This is a genomic window from Rothia sp. HMSC078H08 (assembly GCF_001808955.1).
GTDB lineage: Bacteria > Actinomycetota > Actinomycetes > Actinomycetales > Micrococcaceae > Rothia.
In genome coordinates this window covers 57630-75753 of record NZ_KV795255.1, presented here as the reverse complement: position 1 = coordinate 75753, position 18124 = coordinate 57630, and the positions used below count along the sequence as shown (strand labels likewise).

Here is an 18124-nt window from a genome sequence, read left to right as displayed (position 1 = left end):
CGCCTAGTCGCTAAGTTTTTAGCTGCTTTTATGGGCTCCCTCCATCTCGGAGGGAGCCCATTTTTTGCGCCTTTTGATACCGCAGAAGATACAGAAAACGTAGTGGAGAGAGGGAAAAAATAATAGCCTCTAGTGCATTTGACCAGCAGATATACTAGAGACTTCTAACACTTATCTCTAAGTTAAGGGCAACACAGGGTAAACACAGGCTTGCACGGGAATCTAGATACTACAAAGAACGCACAGCCCGAAGCTGAAGAACAGACAGCAAAAAGCACTGCGAACATCACGACACGATACCTGGAGCACCCAATGACTATTCTGACCATGGCGATTGCCGATGCCATAGCCATCGCAGCTCTCTGCACCCTCTACATGGTGCGGCACCGCAACCGCGAACTGATGATTTCCTACGCGGTCATCAACGCCGGCATCTTCACCGTCTCGGTGGCGCTGGTATCCGCCGGATCGAACGCATCCGCTATGGGTATGGGCCTCTTCGGTGTCCTGTCGATTATCCGATTGCGATCCACCGCCCTGAGCCAGCGCGAGGTGGGTTACTACTTCGTAGCTCTCTCGGTCGGCATGATCGCAGGTGTGAACATTAGCCCGGCGTACATCGCCTTCGGCCTCATGGCTACCCTGGTCGGCCTCATCGCGATTCTCGACTCGCGCAGCACCCCGGTCTCTACCGATCAGACTCAGACCGTCACCGCCGATCGTGCGATCAGCGATGAGGAAGAGCTCAAGGTATACCTGAGCGCTCGCCTGGGTTACACCGTCACCTCGGCGAAGATCACCGAGCTGGACATGGTGAACAACCTGACCCGCGCCACCGTCACCTACCAGCCCAAGGAACCCACCGAGGGCGGCACCCCCGCGGCAGTGGAGGCGGCACAGCCTGTAGCCGCTCAGGCGGTAGCACCGCAGATGACCGCAACCCGCCAGCCGGTAGCACCTACCGCCGAGGCGCACACCACCCTGGACACCCGGATGGTTCCGCTCCAGCGCACCCTGGTGGGCAAGTAAGACCAGTCGGCATAAAAGCCTCCGATTCACTCCAACTGCACAAACATCTCCGATACCCACGACACGCCGCCCCCCAGCACGCAGGGACGGCACCCCAGAAGGACGAAGACCCATGACTAACGCAGCCGCAAACATCATCCCCGCAGAGTGGAAGAGCATCAGCCTCGAAGCCATGAACGAAAAGGCAGCCATGCAGACCCGTGTGGACCGCAAGTACATTGTCGACGCAGAAACCGCCGCCAAGGTACTCTCCACGCTCGATGCAGACGCATCCGTCATGGACATCAAGGGCCAGCGCGACTTCGCCTACGACTCGGTCTACTTCGACACCCCGCAGATGCAGAGCTACCACTCGGCAGCCTACAGCCGCGACGACACCTTCAAGATCCGTACCCGTAGCTACCTGGACTCGAAGCTGACCTTCCTGGAGGTCAAGACCGACGGTGAGCAGGATATGACCGTCAAGAAGCGTATCCCGTACATCTTTGAGAAGCGCGACCAGCTGACCGCGGAAGGCCACGAGTACATCACCGCAGCACTCGGCGATATCCTCGCGGGCCCCGTGCACAGGCTGGAGGCGGTCCTGAGCACCGGCTACCGCCGTACCACGGTCTTCCTGCCGCAGAGCAAGAAGAACCCGGTCGCCTCCCGCATGACCGTCGATAACGCCCTGACCTGGACCCCCATGTCTGAGAACATCCTTATGGCTGGCGTGAACTACCGTAACTTCCACGGCAACCTGATCGGCACCACTTACGGCCTGCCGAATGCGGTCATCATCGAAACCAAGTCCGGCGTGGAGCCCTCCGTGGCAGACCAGCACCTCTGGGATGCGGGCATCACCCCCGCGAAGATTTCCAAGTTTGCAACCGGTATGGCGGCGCTGAACCCGCAGCTGGCAAGCAACAAGTGGGAAGAAACCCTGAAGAACTGGATGCACCTGGAACCGGTCGACGGCACCCGCCTGAACGTGGATGACATGACCGAAGAGGATTACCAGAAGCTGCTGACCGAGCGTTTCGCAGCCGCCTAAAACAGCAACCTGCCTAAAACGGCAATCTGGGATGCGCGGGTAGGGTAGTGCACCTACCTTACCCGCACCCCCAGCCCCTCATCTATACCCCCGAACCAAGCACAACATCGGCTTTATTCGCCCCACACAGGCAATAACCGCTCTCACACATATTCACATTTCACATACAACCTGTACTCCCTAAACCTGTGGCGCAAAGCTCTCCGCGAGTAGTCACCAAAACACAAAGGAAAACCCGTGAAAAAGAGCAATATGATCAAGAGCGCAACCTCCATTACCCTCCTGGCAGCCCTGGCGTTGACCGGCTGCTCGGCAACCTCGGCATCGAATGCCAGCGCTTCGAGTGCAATCAGTACCTCCGCTTCGAGCACTTCGGGCACCACGTCGAAGGTGGCAGACTCCTTCTCCACCGACGTGAAGAGCGGCGCGAAGCTCGCCGAGGACACCCACTACTCCGCGAAGGATCTGACCTGGGATTCCTCCAGCGAAGTCACTATCGATCTTTCTAACCCGACCGCGACCGACGGCGTGACCGTCAGCGACGGCGTCATCACCATCACCAAGGCGGGCAACTACAAGCTCACCGGCACCTACGAGGGCCAGATCAAGGTTGAGGCAGCCGACAGCGACATGGTCCGCCTGATTCTGAACAACGCGACGGTCACCAACTCCACCGGTGCTGCTATCAACGTTGTTGAGGCGGACGAGGTCGTTATCTACACCGCCTCGGGTACCACCAACACCGTCTCTGACGGCTCCTCCTACTCCGATACCGCCAGCGGCAGCCCCGACGCAGCTATCTACTCCAAGAGTGACCTGACCCTGGCGGGCGAAGGCACCCTGAAGGTTGAAGGTAAGTACGAAGAGGGTATCCACACCTCCGACGGCCTGGTCATTGCCTCCGGCACCCTGGAAGTGAACGCGGCAAACACCGGCATCAAGGGTAAGGACTACGTCGATATTCTGGACGGCACCATCACCGTGACCGCAAGCCAGGACGGCATCAAGGCAACTAACGACACCGACGGCAACCGCGGCTGGGTACGCCTGAGCGGCGGTACCGTGAACATCTCTGCAGGTGATGACGGTTTCAAGGCTGAGCGCGTGCTTGAAATCTCCGGCGGTACCCTGAACATCACCCAGGCGAACGAGGGTATCGAGGCGCAGTACATCAACATCCTGGACGGCACCGTGAACGTGACCAGCTCCGATGACGGTATCAACGCCTCGTACAGCACCACCTCGACCAGCACTAGCTCGACCAGCACTGAGTCGGCTACTGCAACCTCGACTACTGCAACCTCGACTAAGCAGAGCGCGCAGAATGGCCAGAACTCTGCACCCCAGGCGCCCAGCGGTAGCGCAGGTCAGGCACCTGCAGGTGGCGGTCAGGCTCCCTCGGGCACTATGGGTCAGCCCCCGGCTGGTGGTGGCGCAGGTGGCGGCATGGGTGGCGGCGGCACCTTCGAGGTCGTCGACGCAACCATCAACATCTCCGGCGGTACCGTCACCGTGAACACGAACGGCGACGGCATCGACTCCAACGGTACGGCAACCCTCTCCGGTGGCACCCTGATCGTGAACGGTCCCTTCACCGGCGGTAACGCATCCCTGGACACCAACGGCGACCTGCTGCTCAACGGCACGACCGTGGCCGCGGGTAACTCCGGCGACATGTTCGAGGCACCCTCGACCAACTCCACCAGCGGCTACGTGAAGATCAGCAACGTATCGAACCTGAGCGCAGGCACCACCGTACAGGTGACCGACTCCTCCGGTAACGTGGTGGCGAACTACAAGGTGACTAACTCCAGCACCGCACTGATCCTGGTCTCCAGTTCCAAGATCACCAAGGGCGAGAGCTACACCGTGTACACCACCACCGATAGCGTGGATGCCTCCAGCACCACCCTGGCTTCTAACGCCACCTCGCTGGGCTCCTTTACCGCAAGCTAGCAGCTCCTTCGCCGCAGGCTCAGCGGCAGGGGGCTCTCCCTTAGACCCCGTGCGGGATGTCATGACCTGCACGGTACCCTCTCTGAACCCGGTCTTGTGAGTGAGCCGGAGGCAGAGACACTCGCCCCGCATCGGATATAGTGATATATCCGGTGCGGGGCTACGTGTTATATAGGGAGTGTGGCGGCTGGGGTAAAAAAGCTGCGGGTGCAAAATAAAACGGTTGTTCCGGTGCGAAGAAGTGCTCTGATACGCAAAATAGGTGCCGTCCAGCGAGACATTCAGGGCTGAAACAGGGTACTCTATAGTGTAGTAAAGACTGTTGAACGATCCGAGAGCGATGCGCCGCGCGTGCTGTTCGCCTCGGACAGGATGAAAGAGGGGGTCACGCCATGGGGCGCGGCCGTCAGAAGGCTAAAGCAACAAGGCAGGCTCGGGAGATGAAGTACTTCAGCCCCGAGACCGACTACAGCGCACTCGAGCGCGAGCTCAGCAGCGCGAAGAAAACGAAGTCCTCCGATTCGTCCCGCCGTCGCTATGACGACGAGGACGACTACTCGGCATACGCAGAAAAGTACGCGTCCTACGAGGATGAGGCATAAAGAATACGCGGAATGATTCGGTGCATATCGACCGAGCGTATTTCATAGATGATGAACCGGCTTGAGGCCCCGCACGGGGTGCTCAGCCGGTTTTTTCGTGCCTTCGAGTGGCCACGTGCGCGTGGGGGAGTGGGGATGCGGTGGGTGCTCAACTGCTTGGTACACACAGCCAGTACACATGTTTATACATGGGTGTGTATAGCATCTTCTGGTAATACGGAACAGGCAGTAATAAAAAAGCCTGGAATGAATAAGCATACATAGCTTCTGCACAGCTTAGTAATGCCTGGCACAGAGAATAGCCCGGCATTCTAGAGACATGAACAACGAACAGAACATGACTCAGAACATTGACCAGGCCACCCAGACCGCAGCGGAACAAGCTAACGCAGCGCAAACCGCTGCAGAGCAGAAGCTAGCCAAGAAGAAGCTCACCCGTCGAATTTTCATCGGCGGCGGCCTCGGCGCACTCGCAGTAGTTGGCGGCGGCGCAGGCTGGGCGTACAACCGCTACCTGGCAGAGCACACCGAAATCGAAGATACCACCGCCTACGAGGCGGCAGCAGCCCAGGCAAACGCAAGCGCCTCCGGCTCCGCCACCGCAGATCCCACCGAACTGACCGGCGTGAAGGTCAACGGCCAGAGCCTCACCGCTAACGAAGGCTCGATTACCATCACCTCCACCACCACCGGCAGCGGCTCGGACGCGGTCGTCTCCTTCGTAGCAGACATCAAGCTCGACAACGCAACCCTGCTGCGAAGCGCCTTCGCCAACAACAAGTTCGGCCAGAACATCATCGACACCCCCTCGAACATGGCGTCCGAACACAACGGCATCTGGGCGATCAACGGCGACTACTACGGCTTCCGTACCACCGGCATCGTGATCCGAAACGGTGTTGTCTACCGTGACTCCGGTGCACGTGAAGGCCTCGCCTTCTACCGCGACGGCTCCGTCAAGCTCTACGACGAAACCGCAACCAACGCCCAGACCCTCGTCAACGAGGGCGTGTGGAACACCCTCTCCTTCGGCCCCGCACTGGTCAAGGACTCCGCAATCGTCGACGGCATCGACAGCGTCGAAGTGGACACCAACTTCGGTAACCACTCCATCCAGGGCTACCAGCCGCGAACCGGTGTGGGCGTGCTCGGCACCAACCACCTGGTCTTCATCGTGGTCGACGGCCGCTCCACCAACTACTCGCGCGGCGTGACCATGCCCGAGTTCGCCCAGATGTTCAAGGACCTCGGCTGCGTGAGCGCCTACAACCTGGACGGTGGTGGCTCCTCCGCCATGGTCTTCAACAATAAGCTGGTCAACCGCCCGCAGGGTGGCACCAAGGAACGTGGCACCAGCGACATTCTCTACATTGCAGGGAGCGCATCGTGATTATCCTGATACCCGCCTATAAGCCGGACCAATCACTGGTCCGCCTTGCACGGGCCCTGCACGCACAGGACCCGGACGCCGAAATCCTCGTGATTGACGACGGATCCGGTAGCGCCTACGCACCCATCTTTACCGAACTGCGCATCGACGGCGTGACCGTGCAGACCCACCCCGCCAACAGGGGCAAGGGTGCGGCACTGCGCACCGGCATCGCCTGGGCGAAAGCAAACCGCCCCGGCGAGGTCATCGTCACCGCCGACGCGGACGGCCAGCACCTACCTCGGGACATCTTCCGTGTGGGCGTGCGCACCGAAACCGCCGCGGTGGCAGGTCAGCGGAGCATCATCCTCGGCGTGCGTACCAAGCCCGACCCGAACGCCGGCGAAGAAGGCACCAGGGTGCCGCTGCGCTCCAAAATTGGCAACAGCGCAACCGTAGGCTTCTTCGCCCTGGCGACCGGAGCCCGCGTGGCAGACACCCAGACCGGTCTGCGAGGCTTCACCCCGCAGATCCTGGACTGGCTGCTGCAGATTCCCGGCGATAAGTACGAGTACGAGTTCTCCATGTTGCTACGCGCAACCCGCGCAGACGTGGAACTGGTGCAGGTACCCATCGTGAAGGTCTACGAGCCCGGCAACCCGACCAGCCACTTTAGGCCCCTGCAGGACTCGGCACTCATCTACGCACCGCTGCTTGCCTTCCTGGCATCGTCTTTCCTGACCGGCTTCCTCGTGGATGCTATCGCCCTCTTCGTCCTGGTGGGCATGGGCGCTCCGCTACTGGTAGCCGTGGTCGGTGCCCGCATCATCTCGGCGCTGACGAACTTCACCGTCAACCGAATGCTCATGCACGACGGAGGCGCACGCCCCTCGGCATCCTCCTCGCTGGTACGGTACACCGTGCTGGCGGTGGGTATCCTCGCAGCCAACGCGGCTCTGATGGAAGCATTGACTGGCCTGGGCGCGTCCCTGCTGGTCGCTAAGATCCTGACCGAACTGATTCTGATCCCGATCAGCTTCGCGGTCCAGCGCCGCTGGGTTTTTCTACCCACCCAGCGTCAGGAAAATACGCGAGAAAAGACTCAGGCAATCGCCGCCTCTTCCGGCTTGCGCGCGGTGAGCTACGAGTCCGCTCGCATGGAGGCAGCAGGTATCCGTACCGGTGCGCGCGCCTCCCAGGTACGCCCCTAGCTCGTCTACCCTAGCGTCCAGCTCGTTAGGGGCGTACCCCAAGATTTCTCCCACCTGTCAGTCGTGAGGGTGGGTGGGAGAAGCAAGCTGCAGCACCAAAAGCCGCAGCGTTTCTGTTCACGAAAAGCCCCCGCTGAGAAAACTCAACGGGGGCTTTTTGTATGTGGCATCCTTCAGAAGCCTATTGGCTCACCGGCTTCCGAGCTGGCAACATGCCGATTACTGACCGGGAATCAGACCGTGGGCAGTAATCAGGAACGGCGGGTTGTGGTTAACAGCCGGGTTAGTCACGTAACCAACACGAGCCGCACGGGTCGGGTGCTTGGGTGCACGCTTCGGCCAGGGCTTTGCCTGCGGGTTCGGGTCCTTCTTGCCCTGCACCATAGCCAGTGCACTCGCGGCGTTCACAATGCCGGAACCGCAACCGTTCACATCGCAGGTGAGCGGCTTGGAGCTCTGCTTCAGAATCTGCTTTGCACGCTCAGCGTTCAGCGAGGGATCCACGGACTTCATTAGAGCAATCACGCCAGCAACCTGGGGTGCTGCCATGGAGGTGCCGTCGTACTCGGTGTAGCCTGCGCCGGTGGACACGGTGGTACCCAGATCCACGGTGGACATGATGTTGCTGCCGGGAGCGCTCACATCAACAATCTTGCCGTAGTTGGAGAAGTCGCTACGCTTACCGTTCTGGTCGGTAGCGCCCACCACGATCGAACCGCCGCAGTTAGCCGGAGCGACCTTGGAAGTGTCCTGACCATCGTTACCAGCAGCGACAACGAGAATCGCGCCGCGCTTGTTCACTTCAGCAATAGCCTTGGAGTAGGTTGCGGGGCAGGTGCCTTCGCCGCCGAGGGAGAGGTTAATGATCTTGGCGGGGTTGGAGTTCGCAGGAACGCCTTCAACGGTGCCGCCGGCTGCCCAAACCATTGCATCCGCAATGTCGGAGTCGTAGCCGCCGCACATGCCCAGGGCACGCACGGGCAGGATCTTGGTGGAGGGTGCCACGCCGACGATACCGCGCTTATTGTTCATAATCGCCGCGATGGAGCCGGCAACGTGGGTGCCGTGCCAGTTCGACTCGCTTGCCTCTGCATCAGCACCGCAGACGCCCGCTTCTTCCCAGTTGCCCTGGTCGGTCGGGTCGGAGTCGCGGCCGTTGCCGTCACGAGCAATGGAGGGCTCGGTGATGAAGTCGTAGCCGGGCAGGACGTTAGCGTCCAGGTCGGGGTGCTTGACGATGCCGGAGTCAATCACAGCAACGGTCACGCCAGCGCCCTGAGTGGTCTTCCACGCCTCGGGTGCAGCCAGACCCTTGGTGCCGTGCAGGTTCCACTGCTGCGGGTAGAGGGTGTCGTTCGGTGCTACAGCCTGGTTCGATGCCTGAGCTACCTGAGCGACCTTGGAGGTGGCAGCACCACGAGCGCGTGCAGTGGAGCGGCGCAGTAGGTCGGGTTCTACCGATGCGACGGAGGGGTTGGAGCTCAGGGTTGCCATGTACTTCTCCGCCTGCTCTGCGGTGAGCTTGGAGGAGAGGGTCACCACGGTTGCCTTCTGGGCGGTGGTGCGTACGTAGTTGGTTTTGATTTTGAAGAGGTCGTCGACGCTCTTCACCTCGGAGGTGAGGCCCTGGTAGAGGGCGTCGTTCCAGGTGGCAACCTGGGTGCCTGCGGGGCTTGCCCAGTTGATGCCGCCTGCGTTCAGTGCGCTATCGGTGTAGGTGATAACGAAGCGGTTGAAGCCTGCCTTCTGCTGTGCGGAGCTGAGGGAGGAGATGGTGGTGTGGGCTTTTGCGCGTTCGGCGCTGTTGGCCTGTGCGGGTGCCGCAAAGGATGCGGGGGCGCCCAGGGTTGCGACGAGTGTTGCTGCAGTACCCAGGCTCAGTGCGGTGCGTGCGACACCGCGCGCTGAGGGGTGAGTGGTAAAAGACATCGGGGTCCTTTGCGTATGTGAGTGCCGGAAGCGGCAAGCGGGTTGGTCATCCACTCACATAAATGCACCTTTGAGAAAATATCTGCATTCTTTTGTGTATTTGCTTGTGAGGAGCGAATAGAAAAAGAAAATGCACATCACTGCATTGATGTGTATTTTTCTCTAAACCCCCGTGCGGGAGCTCTTCGGAAGTGGTTTATGTGGTGAGATATCGATATCCTAGCACCTTTTCCTATGTGTGAAGCGGCTAAAACTCGATAGTGTGGCGTAAATAATGAGATTTTTCTTTCATATAAATGCAGATAAAGAAATGCCTAGTCGGAATATTCTCGCGACTTAAAGTAGTGATTTAAGTTTTACTCATCTATGCATAAAATGACCTGCATCACAAAGGTTATTTTATTCATAAAGTAACTGAAAAAGGGTGCTAGAGTATCTCACGGTGCGTACCCGTGCACGCACATTGTGGAGCTACCCTCAACAGCCCCACAAGCAACAACGCAGACACCACGCACCACAGCGCCATGCATCAACCACCCCGCACAACGACATCTGCCCACAGAGACATCTGCCCGGCAGATACGTGCGATGAAAACACCGCACAGCGCTAACACCTCACTCTTCCGTATTCACTCGTACCGAGTACACACACCTCACTCTGCGCCCTCAACGCGAGTCGGCAACGTTACGCCGCATCGTGCGCACTCGGTACCACTCACCTCAAGGATGTCCATGCTTCGCATTGCTCGCCCCTCACAGGCACGCAGCCCCCAGCGTTCCCTGCTGAGCTTCGTCACCGCAACCTGCCTGCTTTCGGCAAGTGTTATCCCCGCCGTGGCAGTACCCACCGCGCAGGCTAACCAGGCCAAGGCATCTGCGGCGGCACAGGCTTCTACCGCCGCCCAGATTTCCAATAATGCGCAGGTCACCCAGTCCGCGCCCGTGGCATACAACCGCTTCATCATCACCTACACCGATGAGGCGAAGAATGCCGCCTCCACCGACGCCACCGCAGACCAGATTGACTGGTCCGCAGCCGCCGGCACCCAGCAGGCGACCTGGACCGACGCACTCTACGCGGGCATCACCTCCGATGTGCAGAGCATTGACGAGCTGCTGAACATTAAGACCAGCTATGTCCGCTCCACCGCGCTGGATGCCAGCGTGGTCACCACCTCCGCGGAGCTCACCCCGGCTCAGGCGCAGCAGTATATGAACGCCCTGAGCGCGAACTCCAAGGTCGCCTCCGTGTCGCCCGATATGCGCCGCTATGCTACCGTGGATCACACCTCCGCGGAGCCCGTCAAGATTAACGACCCGAAGATGAACCGTATGTGGTCCCTCACCGGTGAAAAGGGCGTCTCCGCGCTGGAGGCATGGGGCACCACCCGCGGCAAGGGCGTGACCGTGGCGGTGCTGGACTCCGGCATTACCGCCCACCCGGACCTGGACGCTAACGTGCTGCCCGGCTACGACTTCATTGCCGAGTCGGCGTTCTCCAACGACGGTAACGGCCGCGACTCCGACCCGACCGATGCCGGCAACTGGACCGTAGATAACCAGTGCTTCACCGGTTCGAAGGCGACCGCCTCCGACTGGCACGGCACCCACGTGGCGGGCACCATTGCCGCTATCGCGAACAATAACGAGGGCATTGCCGGCGTGGCACCCGAGGCGAAGATCGTGCCCGTGCGCGTTCTGGGCGCCTGCGGCGGCTTCGACTCGGACATCACCGACGGCATTATTTGGGCTGCCGGCGGTAGCGTGCGCGGTGTTCCCGCAAACCAGAACCCTGCCCAGGTCATTAACATGTCCATCGGCAGCGAGGGTGCCTGCACCACCCCGTACCGCCAGGCGATTGCTCAGGCGAATAAGCGCGGCTCCATCGTGGTCGTCGCAGCCGGTAACAACAACTTTGACGCCTCGAAGTCCAGCCCCGGCAACTGCGAGGACGTCATCACCGTGGGCGCAACCGATAAGAACGGCAAGCGCTCCTACTTCTCCAACTACGGCTCCCGCGTGGACGTGAGCGCGCCCGGTGGCGACCGCAGCTACTGGGGTGGCGGTATTCTCTCCACCCTGAACGCTGGTAAGACCGCTCCGGGTAAGGCTGACTACGCCGAGTACCAGGGCACTTCCATGGCGGCACCGCATGTTGCCGGTATTGTGGCGCTCATGAAGGCGGTCGACCCGAAGCTCACTTACGCTCAGGCGAAGAAGGTTCTGCAGTCCACCTCTCAGGGTGTTGAGTGCGACCAGTCCGCGTGCGGTTCCGGCATTGTGAATGCGGCGCGTGCGGTTCAGCAGGTCCGCTCCGACCGTGAGGCTGCCGATGCCGCTGCGGCTGAGGCGGCACGCAAGAAGGCTGAGGAGGAGGCCGCACGTAAGAAGGCGGCTGAAGAGGCGGCACGCAAGAAGGCTGAGGAGGACGCTAAGCGTCAGCAGGCCCCTGCACCGAAGGTAACTCCTGCACCGAAGGTGACCCCGGCTCCGAAGGCCAGGACCCGCCCGTCCCGCCCGGTGACTCGCCCCTCCTACCCGTCGCGTCCGCGTCACGGCCACACCCCGCGTTACCGCTCCTGGTACGGTGGTGCATCTGCGAACACCTACCCGAGCAGTACTTACCCGAACAATGGCTACCTGAACAATGGTTACTTGGGCTTCGCGACCGGTAATCACCGCTAGTCATTTCCGCTAGTTGAGTTAGGGTTTAGACACGAAAAGCCCCCGATGAGTTCTCTCATCGGGGGCTTTTACTATGCGCTGTCGACTGGGCCTGGTGCGAAGCCGGTAGCGGATAGCTTATTGTTCATTGACCTCGCGGGGCTTCTGGGCGGGGTTGGTGACTAGCGGTTCGTCCTGGGTGATGGGCTCGGCGTCACCGTTCAGGTCGTAGACCTGGGCATCTTCGGGGATTTCCATGGCGGGTGCGCCGGGAATCCGGTCGTAGTCACCGGTGAGGCTCTCGCCGTTGGCTCCTGCCGTGAGAGCTTCTGCGGTTGCTTCGGCTGCCTCGTCGTCGGCGGCTCTATCGGCAATCTTAGTGTTAGATGCGCCTGCACTCAATCCCTTAGAGATCACCTTGATTGTCTTGCGCGGTCGCAGGTAGGTCACCCTACCGTTCGCGTCCAGGTTTCCAGCCTTTTTAGCCAGGTTGAAGCTGTTGATAATACCTCGGCTGCAGAAATACTTATCGCACTTGATGCGGTTTCCCCCCGCGAGGGTGAACGCCTCCTCAACCTGCTTGGTGGTGATGGAGGTGCCGTTGACCAGCTGCTGCGCCAGCAGAGCGGAGACGTGCGGTGCCGCCATGGAGGTGCCGCTCTCGTAGTCGTAGCTGAACTTAGTGTAATCCGGGCGGTCAAGGCTCTTCATGGACAGGGAGAGGATGTTTTCACCCGGCGCGGAGATGTTAACCCTCGTGCCGTAGTTGGAGAACGAAGCTCGCGTGCCAGCCTTGGTGGTTGCACCAACCGTGATGACGCCCATGCAGTTGGCGGGCGCGTACTTGGAGGCCTCCGTGTTGCCGTTACCTGCCGCGGCGACCACGATTGCACCCCTGGAGCGGGCGATGTTGATGGCGCGCTGGTAAGCGGCGGGGCACTGGGTTACGGTGCCGATGGACATGTTGATAATCTTGGCGGGGTAGGTGTTGTCCGGCACGCCGTCAACGTGTCCGCCGGCAGCCCAAATGATGGCGTCGGCAATGTCGGAGGTGCGGCCACCGCATCGGCCCAGCACGCGCACGGGCTGCACACGGGCGAGGTCGGCGGTACCAACCATGCCCATGCCGTTATTGCCGCGGGCGCCGATAATGCCGGCAACGCTGGTGCCGTGCCAGGTGGAGGTGTGGGCGTTCGCCTGATCCTTGCAGAGGTTGTAGGGCGCGTAGTCGCCTTCATCCTTGGGGTTGGGGTCGCGGCCGTCGCCGTCGCGGGCGCTGAGGGGGTCGCTGACGAAGTCGTAGCCGTTCGCCATGCCGGTGACCAGGTCGGGGTGCGGCACGTAGCCGGTGTCGAGCACGGCAACCTTCACGTTTGCGCCGCGGCGCAGGCGTGCGTTACCGGTGTTCTGCACGCCAGTGGTGGGGTTGGTGAGGTTCCACTGCTTGCTGTACTGCGGGTCGTTGAACTGGAAGGTGATGTCGCCCTCTGCAGCGGGGTAGTTGATGTAGTCGGGCTCGACGGAGGCTACGTCCGGGTCGGAGGCGACCTTCGCCATGAACTCCTTCGCCTCGTTTTTGTTGAGGGTTTTGGAGGTCTGGATGACGGCGTCATCGGTGGAGGTGTTGTGCAGGAACTTGGTATCGACGTTCAGCGCTTCGCTGACGACCTCGACGGTGTCCATGATGTCGTCAACAATGCCGCGGACTGCGTCCCAGTCGCCGTCGCGCTGCATTTTACGCTGCTTGGCTTCGTTGGTGTAGGTGACGATGAATCGGTCGAACACCTGCTGGGGGAGCGTTCCGGGTGCCGCCGCGGTGGGGGTGTTGGGGCGTGCCGCGCCGTTGCGCGCGAGGGTGAGGGGGCTGACGGGACCTTCGATCTGGGGTGCCGCCTGAGCTGCTGCCAGGATGGCTTCGTCGCTGGGTGCCTGCGCGAGGACGGCGGGCAGGTCGCCTCCGAAGAGGATGGCGCCGGCGGCGAGCAGGCTCAGTGCCGCGCGTGCGGGGCGCTTGCGGTGGCGGTTATCGGTGCGGCAGTTATCGGGGTAGCGGCGAGGAGGTGTTTCGGTGCGCTGCGCGCCGATGTATGGAAGCCTCATCTGGTTCTCCTGATGTAGGTGGTATGCGGACTGTGTGATGTGTACTGGTGTTTCCGTCTGCAGGCGCACGGGGTGCGGATAGGGTTTTACGGGGCGACAAAAGGGGCCTGTTTTTGGGCGCGCTGAAGTAATAAATAGGGTGAGGGAATAGTGTTTTGTAGACCCTTTTTCGTACCGAAAGAACCCTTTTTGGACGGTGTGCAACGTACATTTCTAAGGTATCACTTCAAGGTGAACTTGAGGGATTTTTGAGGTGCTTTTCACGGGTTAATGTGCAGAAAATCAACCTCTGGAGGCTGAATAGTGCCCAATGGTTGAGGGTTTATGTAAGTAAAGCTTGAGGGTTGGAGTATACGAGGCAGGATATGCGGCACCTCTTGCTGACAGGGGAGAGAAATAAATGTTTTAACACTGTGGTGTAAGCACTAGAATGCATTAAAAATGCAGTTGATAGCAAAAAATAAAAATAGCCTGAAATACGCGTGAAAATAAATAAAAAGCTGGCATCAAACACACGGGACAGCACGCCCCGCCGGTAGACACACAAAGACCGGGGCGGCCACCGCATGGGTGACCGCCCCGGTCTATAGAATCATCAGCACCAGCAAGCTGGCGCTCGCTACCTACTGGAGAAAGCGTCCTTAGGAAGCGTAGGAGCCCAGCAGGCGAACCGCGCCGCCGTCCACGCCCTTAGCGCCCTGAATGTAGTCCGCGCTGTTTGCCTCGGGCTCGCCAGCGGCAACAACATCACCCATAATCCAGGAGGGGATACCGCGGTCGTTCAGGCGCTTGGTAGCAGCCTCAGCCACGGAGGGGTCAACGATAGCGATCATGCCCACGCCCAGGTTCAGGGTGCGCTCCAGGTCGGCAAGGGGCACGTTGCCCAGCGAACCGATCAGGGAGAAGATCGCGGGAATCTGCCAGGTGGAGCGGTCCACGCGACCCTCCAGGCCCTGGGGCAGAACGCGAGCCAGGTTAGCGGCCAGGCCGCCGCCGGTCACGTGGGAGAAGCCGCGTACACCGCTGCCGGTGGTGCCGTCTTCGCCGTTGACGGGGAACGCCGCCGCCAGGTCCAGGCAGTCCGCAGCGTACACGCGGGTGGGCTCGAGCAGTTCCTCACCGATGGTGCGACCCAGCTCGTCCACCTGGCGCTCCAGGCCCCAACCGGCAACGTTCAGGACCTTGCGGACCAGGGAGTAGCCGTTGGAGTGAATACCGGAGGACGCCATAGCAATCAGCACGTCGCCTTCGCGCACGCGGTCGGGGCCGAGCAGCTCGTCCGCCTCGACCAGGCCGGTTGCTGCGCCCGCAACGTCGTACTCGTCTTCAGCGAGCAGACCGGGGTGCTCAGCGGTCTCGCCGCCAACCAGGGCGGTGCCAGCCTGTGCACATGCGCCCGCGATACCGCGCACAATATCAGCGATGCGCTCAGGAACGACCTTGCCGGTGGCAATGTAGTCGGTCATGAACAGGGGCTTAGCGCCGCACACGACGATGTCGTCCACGACCATACCGACCAGGTCGTAGCCGATGGTGTCGTGAATATCCAGAGCCTGCGCGATAGCGACCTTGGTGCCCACACCGTCGGTGGAGGTAGCCAGGTAGGGCTTGCGGTACTTGACCAGCTCGGAGACGTCGTACAGGCCCGCGAAGCCGCCCACGCCACCAACGACGGAGGAGTTGTGGGTCGCCTTGATAGCGCCCTTCATCAGCTCAACGGCGCGATCGCCAGCCTCTACGTCAACACCTGCGCTCGCATAGGTTACGGTGGTGGTGTTCTCGCTCATTAGGATTCCTTCGGGGTAGCGGTAGCGGAGGAGTTTGCGGGGATGCGGTCCTGCTCGGTGAGCAATGCCTCGAGGTCGGCGTCGGGGCCGGGGTTGCACATGCCCATACCGGCGTCGTCTGCGGCAACCTGTACTGCGGAAGGGTCGAACTTCGTTTCGAGAGTTTCGGTGCCTTCGCGGGTCTCAATGGAGACGGCCTCAGCATGCTCAGGCTTGGAGGGGACGGGGCGCTCCACGGTTACCTCAGCTGCCTTGCCGGCGAGGGGTCCGCCCTTGCCCTTCTCCGCGGAGTCGAAGAGGGACTTGCCGCGTCGTTCCTCACTCGGCAACTCAATCGGGTATTTGCCGGTGAAGCATGCGGTGCACATGTTTTCGGCGGGCTGCTCGGTGGCTGCCATCATGCCGTCCTGAGAGATGAAGCCGAGCGAATCGGCACCCAGGGAGGAAGCGATTTCGTCCACGGACAGGCCGTTAGCGATCAGCTCCGCGCGGGAAGCGAAGTCAATACCGTAGAAGCAAGGCCACTTCACGGGCGGGGAGGAGATGCGCACGTGCACTTCCTTCGCGCCAGCTTCGCGGAGCATACGCACGAGGGCACGCTGAGTGTTACCGCGAACAATGGAATCGTCAATAACGACGAGGCGCTTACCGGCAACCACAGACTTGAGCGGGTTCAGCTTGAGTCGAATACCGAGCTGGCGGATAGTCTGCGAGGGCTGAATGAAGGTTCGGCCCACGTAGGCGTTCTTGACCAGGCCGTTACCGTAGGGAATGCCGGACTCTTCGGCGTAACCAATAGCAGCCGGAACACCGGATTCGGGAGTGGGCATGACCAGGTCAGCTTCAACAGCGTGTTCGCGGGCAAGCTGACGGCCCATTTCTACGCGGGATTCGTAGACGCTACGGCCGGAGATGGTGGTGTCCGGGCGAGCGAGGTAAACGTACTCGAAGACGCAACCGGCGGGCTTAGCTTTTGCGAAACGCTGGGAACGCAGACCGTTCTCATCAATGGTGATGAGCTCGCCGGGCTCCACTTCACGCACGAAGGACGCACCGACAATATCAAGTGCCGCGGTTTCGGATGCGACAACCCAGCCACGCTCCAGACGACCGAGCACGAGGGGGCGTACACCCTGCGGGTCGCGTGCAGCGTAGAGGGTGTGCTCATCCATGAAGGTGAGGCAGAAAGCACCGCGAAGGGTCGGCAATAGGTCGAGTGCTGCTTCTTCGAGGGAGTCGAAGTCGTGCTCCGCCAGCAGGGCGGTGACGAGTGCGGTGTCGGTGGTGTTGCCCTGGGCGAGTTCGCCGTGCTTGGGGGGCTTGCCGCCGTTCTTTTCAATCAGACGCTCGTAGAGGTCTGCCGAGTTGGTGAGGTTACCGTTGTGCGCCAGGCAGAGCGTACCGTGCGGGGTGGTACCGAGAGTCGGCTGTGCGTTAGCCCAGTGGGATGCGCCGGTGGTGGAGTATCGGGCGTGGCCGATAGCGTGGTCGCCGGGCATGGAACTGAGGGTGGCTTCGTCAAAGACCTGGGAGACCAGTCCCATATCTTTGTACACGTGGATGCGTTTGCCGTTACTGGTTGCGATACCTGCTGATTCCTGGCCGCGGTGCTGGAGCGCGTACAGGCCGTAGTAGGTTAGCTTTGCCACGTCCTCGCCGGGAGCCCAGACACCGAAGACGCCGCAGGCGTCCTTGGGGCCGTGGTCAATTGGATCGAGGTCGTGAGTGAGTTTTCCGTCGGGGCGAATCAATTCACTTCTTTTCGACGATGGGACTGCGGATGCGTCTGTGCAAGCGCAAGATTAGGGCGTGTTGCCGCACTCACACCTGCCTGTGTGTGCCGTAGCATACACCAGACCTTTAAAAGTGTACCGGGTTTCGGAGCCGATGCGGTGAAAGATGCGCTAAATACCTCAGGATGGACCACTAGAACAGGCACCAAACACGCCAAATCACGAAAACTGCGTGGACCTGTGAGCTCGTAGCGAACTCTAGAAGAGCGGCAACAAACCCGAAAGGTCACTACGCTCACCCGACGCATCCAGCGCACCGGCACTCACCGCCTGCGCCCACGAACAGGCACCCAGAACCAGCGCCGCCCACACGAGCGGACGCGCCTCCACCACGGACGGCGGGGTACCGCGCGTATGGCGAGGACCCGCCACGCACTGGGTCACGCCCAGCGGGGGTACGCGCACCTCCACACTATTGCCGGGGGCGAGGGTTGCCAGCTCCTCCAGGGTGAAGCGCACAAAGGTAGCGCGCACCGGGCGGGGGAGCGCGGCAAACGCCTGCTCCACCTCGGGGCTGTTCAGCAGGTACTCGCCTCGGGCATGCGAATCTGCAAGTTCACCGGCTGCCGCACGCTGTTCCTCAAAGAAGGCACGCACTTCGCGTACCGCCGCCATGCCCGCTTCTTCGCTAGTCTTACGTCGAATCGCCAC

12 protein-coding genes are annotated in these 18124 nt (G+C 60.9%); 7 read left to right on the top strand and 5 right to left on the bottom strand.

Features of this window, described 5'->3' with window-relative positions; all coding sequences use genetic code 11:
- Nucleotides 1-312 precede the first annotated feature (312 nt).
- From HMPREF2528_RS05245 to HMPREF2528_RS05220, 6 genes are all read left to right on the top strand, one after another.
- Nucleotides 313-1029: a DUF4956 domain-containing protein gene (locus HMPREF2528_RS05245; RefSeq protein WP_070542930.1), complete on the top strand. Its 717-nt coding sequence runs from the start codon at nt 313-315 to the stop codon at nt 1027-1029.
- A 112-nt stretch (nt 1030-1141) separates the two neighbouring features.
- Nucleotides 1142-2062 (top strand): polyphosphate polymerase domain-containing protein, encoded by a 921-nt coding sequence (locus HMPREF2528_RS05240; protein ID WP_060824311.1) that lies wholly within the window; start codon nt 1142-1144, stop codon nt 2060-2062.
- A gap of 237 nt (nt 2063-2299) precedes the next feature.
- On the top strand, nt 2300-4018 hold the full coding sequence (locus tag HMPREF2528_RS05235; protein WP_070507164.1) for a carbohydrate-binding domain-containing protein: 1719 nt from the start codon (nt 2300-2302) through the stop codon (nt 4016-4018).
- A 392-nt stretch (nt 4019-4410) separates the two neighbouring features.
- On the top strand, nt 4411-4620 hold the full coding sequence (locus tag HMPREF2528_RS05230; protein ID WP_005504588.1) for a DUF3073 domain-containing protein: 210 nt from the start codon (nt 4411-4413) through the stop codon (nt 4618-4620).
- 319 nt (nt 4621-4939) lie between these two features.
- Nucleotides 4940-6010 carry a phosphodiester glycosidase family protein gene (locus HMPREF2528_RS05225; RefSeq protein WP_070507162.1) on the top strand — a complete coding sequence of 357 codons (1071 nt, stop codon included), beginning with the start codon at nt 4940-4942 and terminating at the stop codon, nt 6008-6010.
- A complete protein-coding gene (locus tag HMPREF2528_RS05220; RefSeq protein WP_012902888.1) occupies nt 6007-7200 on the top strand; it encodes a bifunctional glycosyltransferase family 2/GtrA family protein in 1194 nt (397 codons plus the stop codon). Before HMPREF2528_RS05225 ends, HMPREF2528_RS05220 begins: the two co-directional genes overlap by 4 nt.
- 219 nt (nt 7201-7419) lie before the next feature.
- Here HMPREF2528_RS05220 and HMPREF2528_RS05215 read toward each other — a convergent pair whose 3' ends face one another.
- On the bottom strand, nt 7420-9129 hold the full coding sequence (locus HMPREF2528_RS05215; RefSeq protein WP_070507157.1) for a S8 family peptidase: 1710 nt from the start codon (nt 9127-9129) through the stop codon (nt 7420-7422).
- A gap of 732 nt (nt 9130-9861) precedes the next feature.
- Between HMPREF2528_RS05215 and HMPREF2528_RS05210 the strand changes: the two genes are divergently transcribed.
- Nucleotides 9862-11814, top strand: coding sequence for a S8 family peptidase (locus HMPREF2528_RS05210; protein ID WP_070507155.1), 1953 nt, complete (start codon nt 9862-9864; stop codon nt 11812-11814).
- Between the two features lie 117 nt (nt 11815-11931).
- Here the strand turns inward: HMPREF2528_RS05210 and HMPREF2528_RS05205 are convergent, their stop codons facing one another.
- From HMPREF2528_RS05205 to HMPREF2528_RS05190, 4 genes are all read right to left on the bottom strand, one after another.
- Nucleotides 11932-13893, bottom strand: coding sequence for a S8 family peptidase (locus tag HMPREF2528_RS05205; protein ID WP_070542926.1), 1962 nt, complete (start codon nt 13891-13893; stop codon nt 11932-11934).
- 641 nt (nt 13894-14534) lie between these two features.
- Nucleotides 14535-15680, bottom strand: coding sequence for a phosphoribosylformylglycinamidine cyclo-ligase (gene purM / locus HMPREF2528_RS05200; protein WP_044150117.1), 1146 nt, complete (start codon nt 15678-15680; stop codon nt 14535-14537).
- Nucleotides 15680-17431, bottom strand: a complete 1752-nt coding sequence (gene purF / locus HMPREF2528_RS05195) for an amidophosphoribosyltransferase (RefSeq protein WP_070542923.1) — start codon at nt 17429-17431, stop codon at nt 15680-15682. Before purF ends, purM begins: the two co-directional genes overlap by 1 nt.
- Nucleotides 17432-17671: 240 nt before the next feature.
- A complete protein-coding gene (locus HMPREF2528_RS05190; RefSeq protein WP_070542920.1) occupies nt 17672-18124 on the bottom strand; it encodes a sterol carrier family protein in 453 nt (150 codons plus the stop codon).

Coding starts and splice junctions, on each gene's coding strand:
- HMPREF2528_RS05245 (WP_070542930.1), top strand. CDS start 313: ATGACTATTCTGACCATGGCGATTGCCGATGCCATAGCCATCGCAGCT.
- HMPREF2528_RS05240 (WP_060824311.1), top strand. CDS start 1,142: ATGACTAACGCAGCCGCAAACATCATCCCCGCAGAGTGGAAGAGCATC.
- HMPREF2528_RS05230 (WP_005504588.1), top strand. CDS start 4,411: ATGGGGCGCGGCCGTCAGAAGGCTAAAGCAACAAGGCAGGCTCGGGAG.
- HMPREF2528_RS05225 (WP_070507162.1), top strand. CDS start 4,940: ATGAACAACGAACAGAACATGACTCAGAACATTGACCAGGCCACCCAG.
- HMPREF2528_RS05215 (WP_070507157.1), bottom strand. CDS start 9,129: ATGTCTTTTACCACTCACCCCTCAGCGCGCGGTGTCGCACGCACCGCA.
- HMPREF2528_RS05210 (WP_070507155.1), top strand. CDS start 9,862: ATGCTTCGCATTGCTCGCCCCTCACAGGCACGCAGCCCCCAGCGTTCC.
- HMPREF2528_RS05205 (WP_070542926.1), bottom strand. CDS start 13,893: ATGAGGCTTCCATACATCGGCGCGCAGCGCACCGAAACACCTCCTCGC.
- purM (WP_044150117.1), bottom strand. CDS start 15,680: ATGAGCGAGAACACCACCACCGTAACCTATGCGAGCGCAGGTGTTGAC.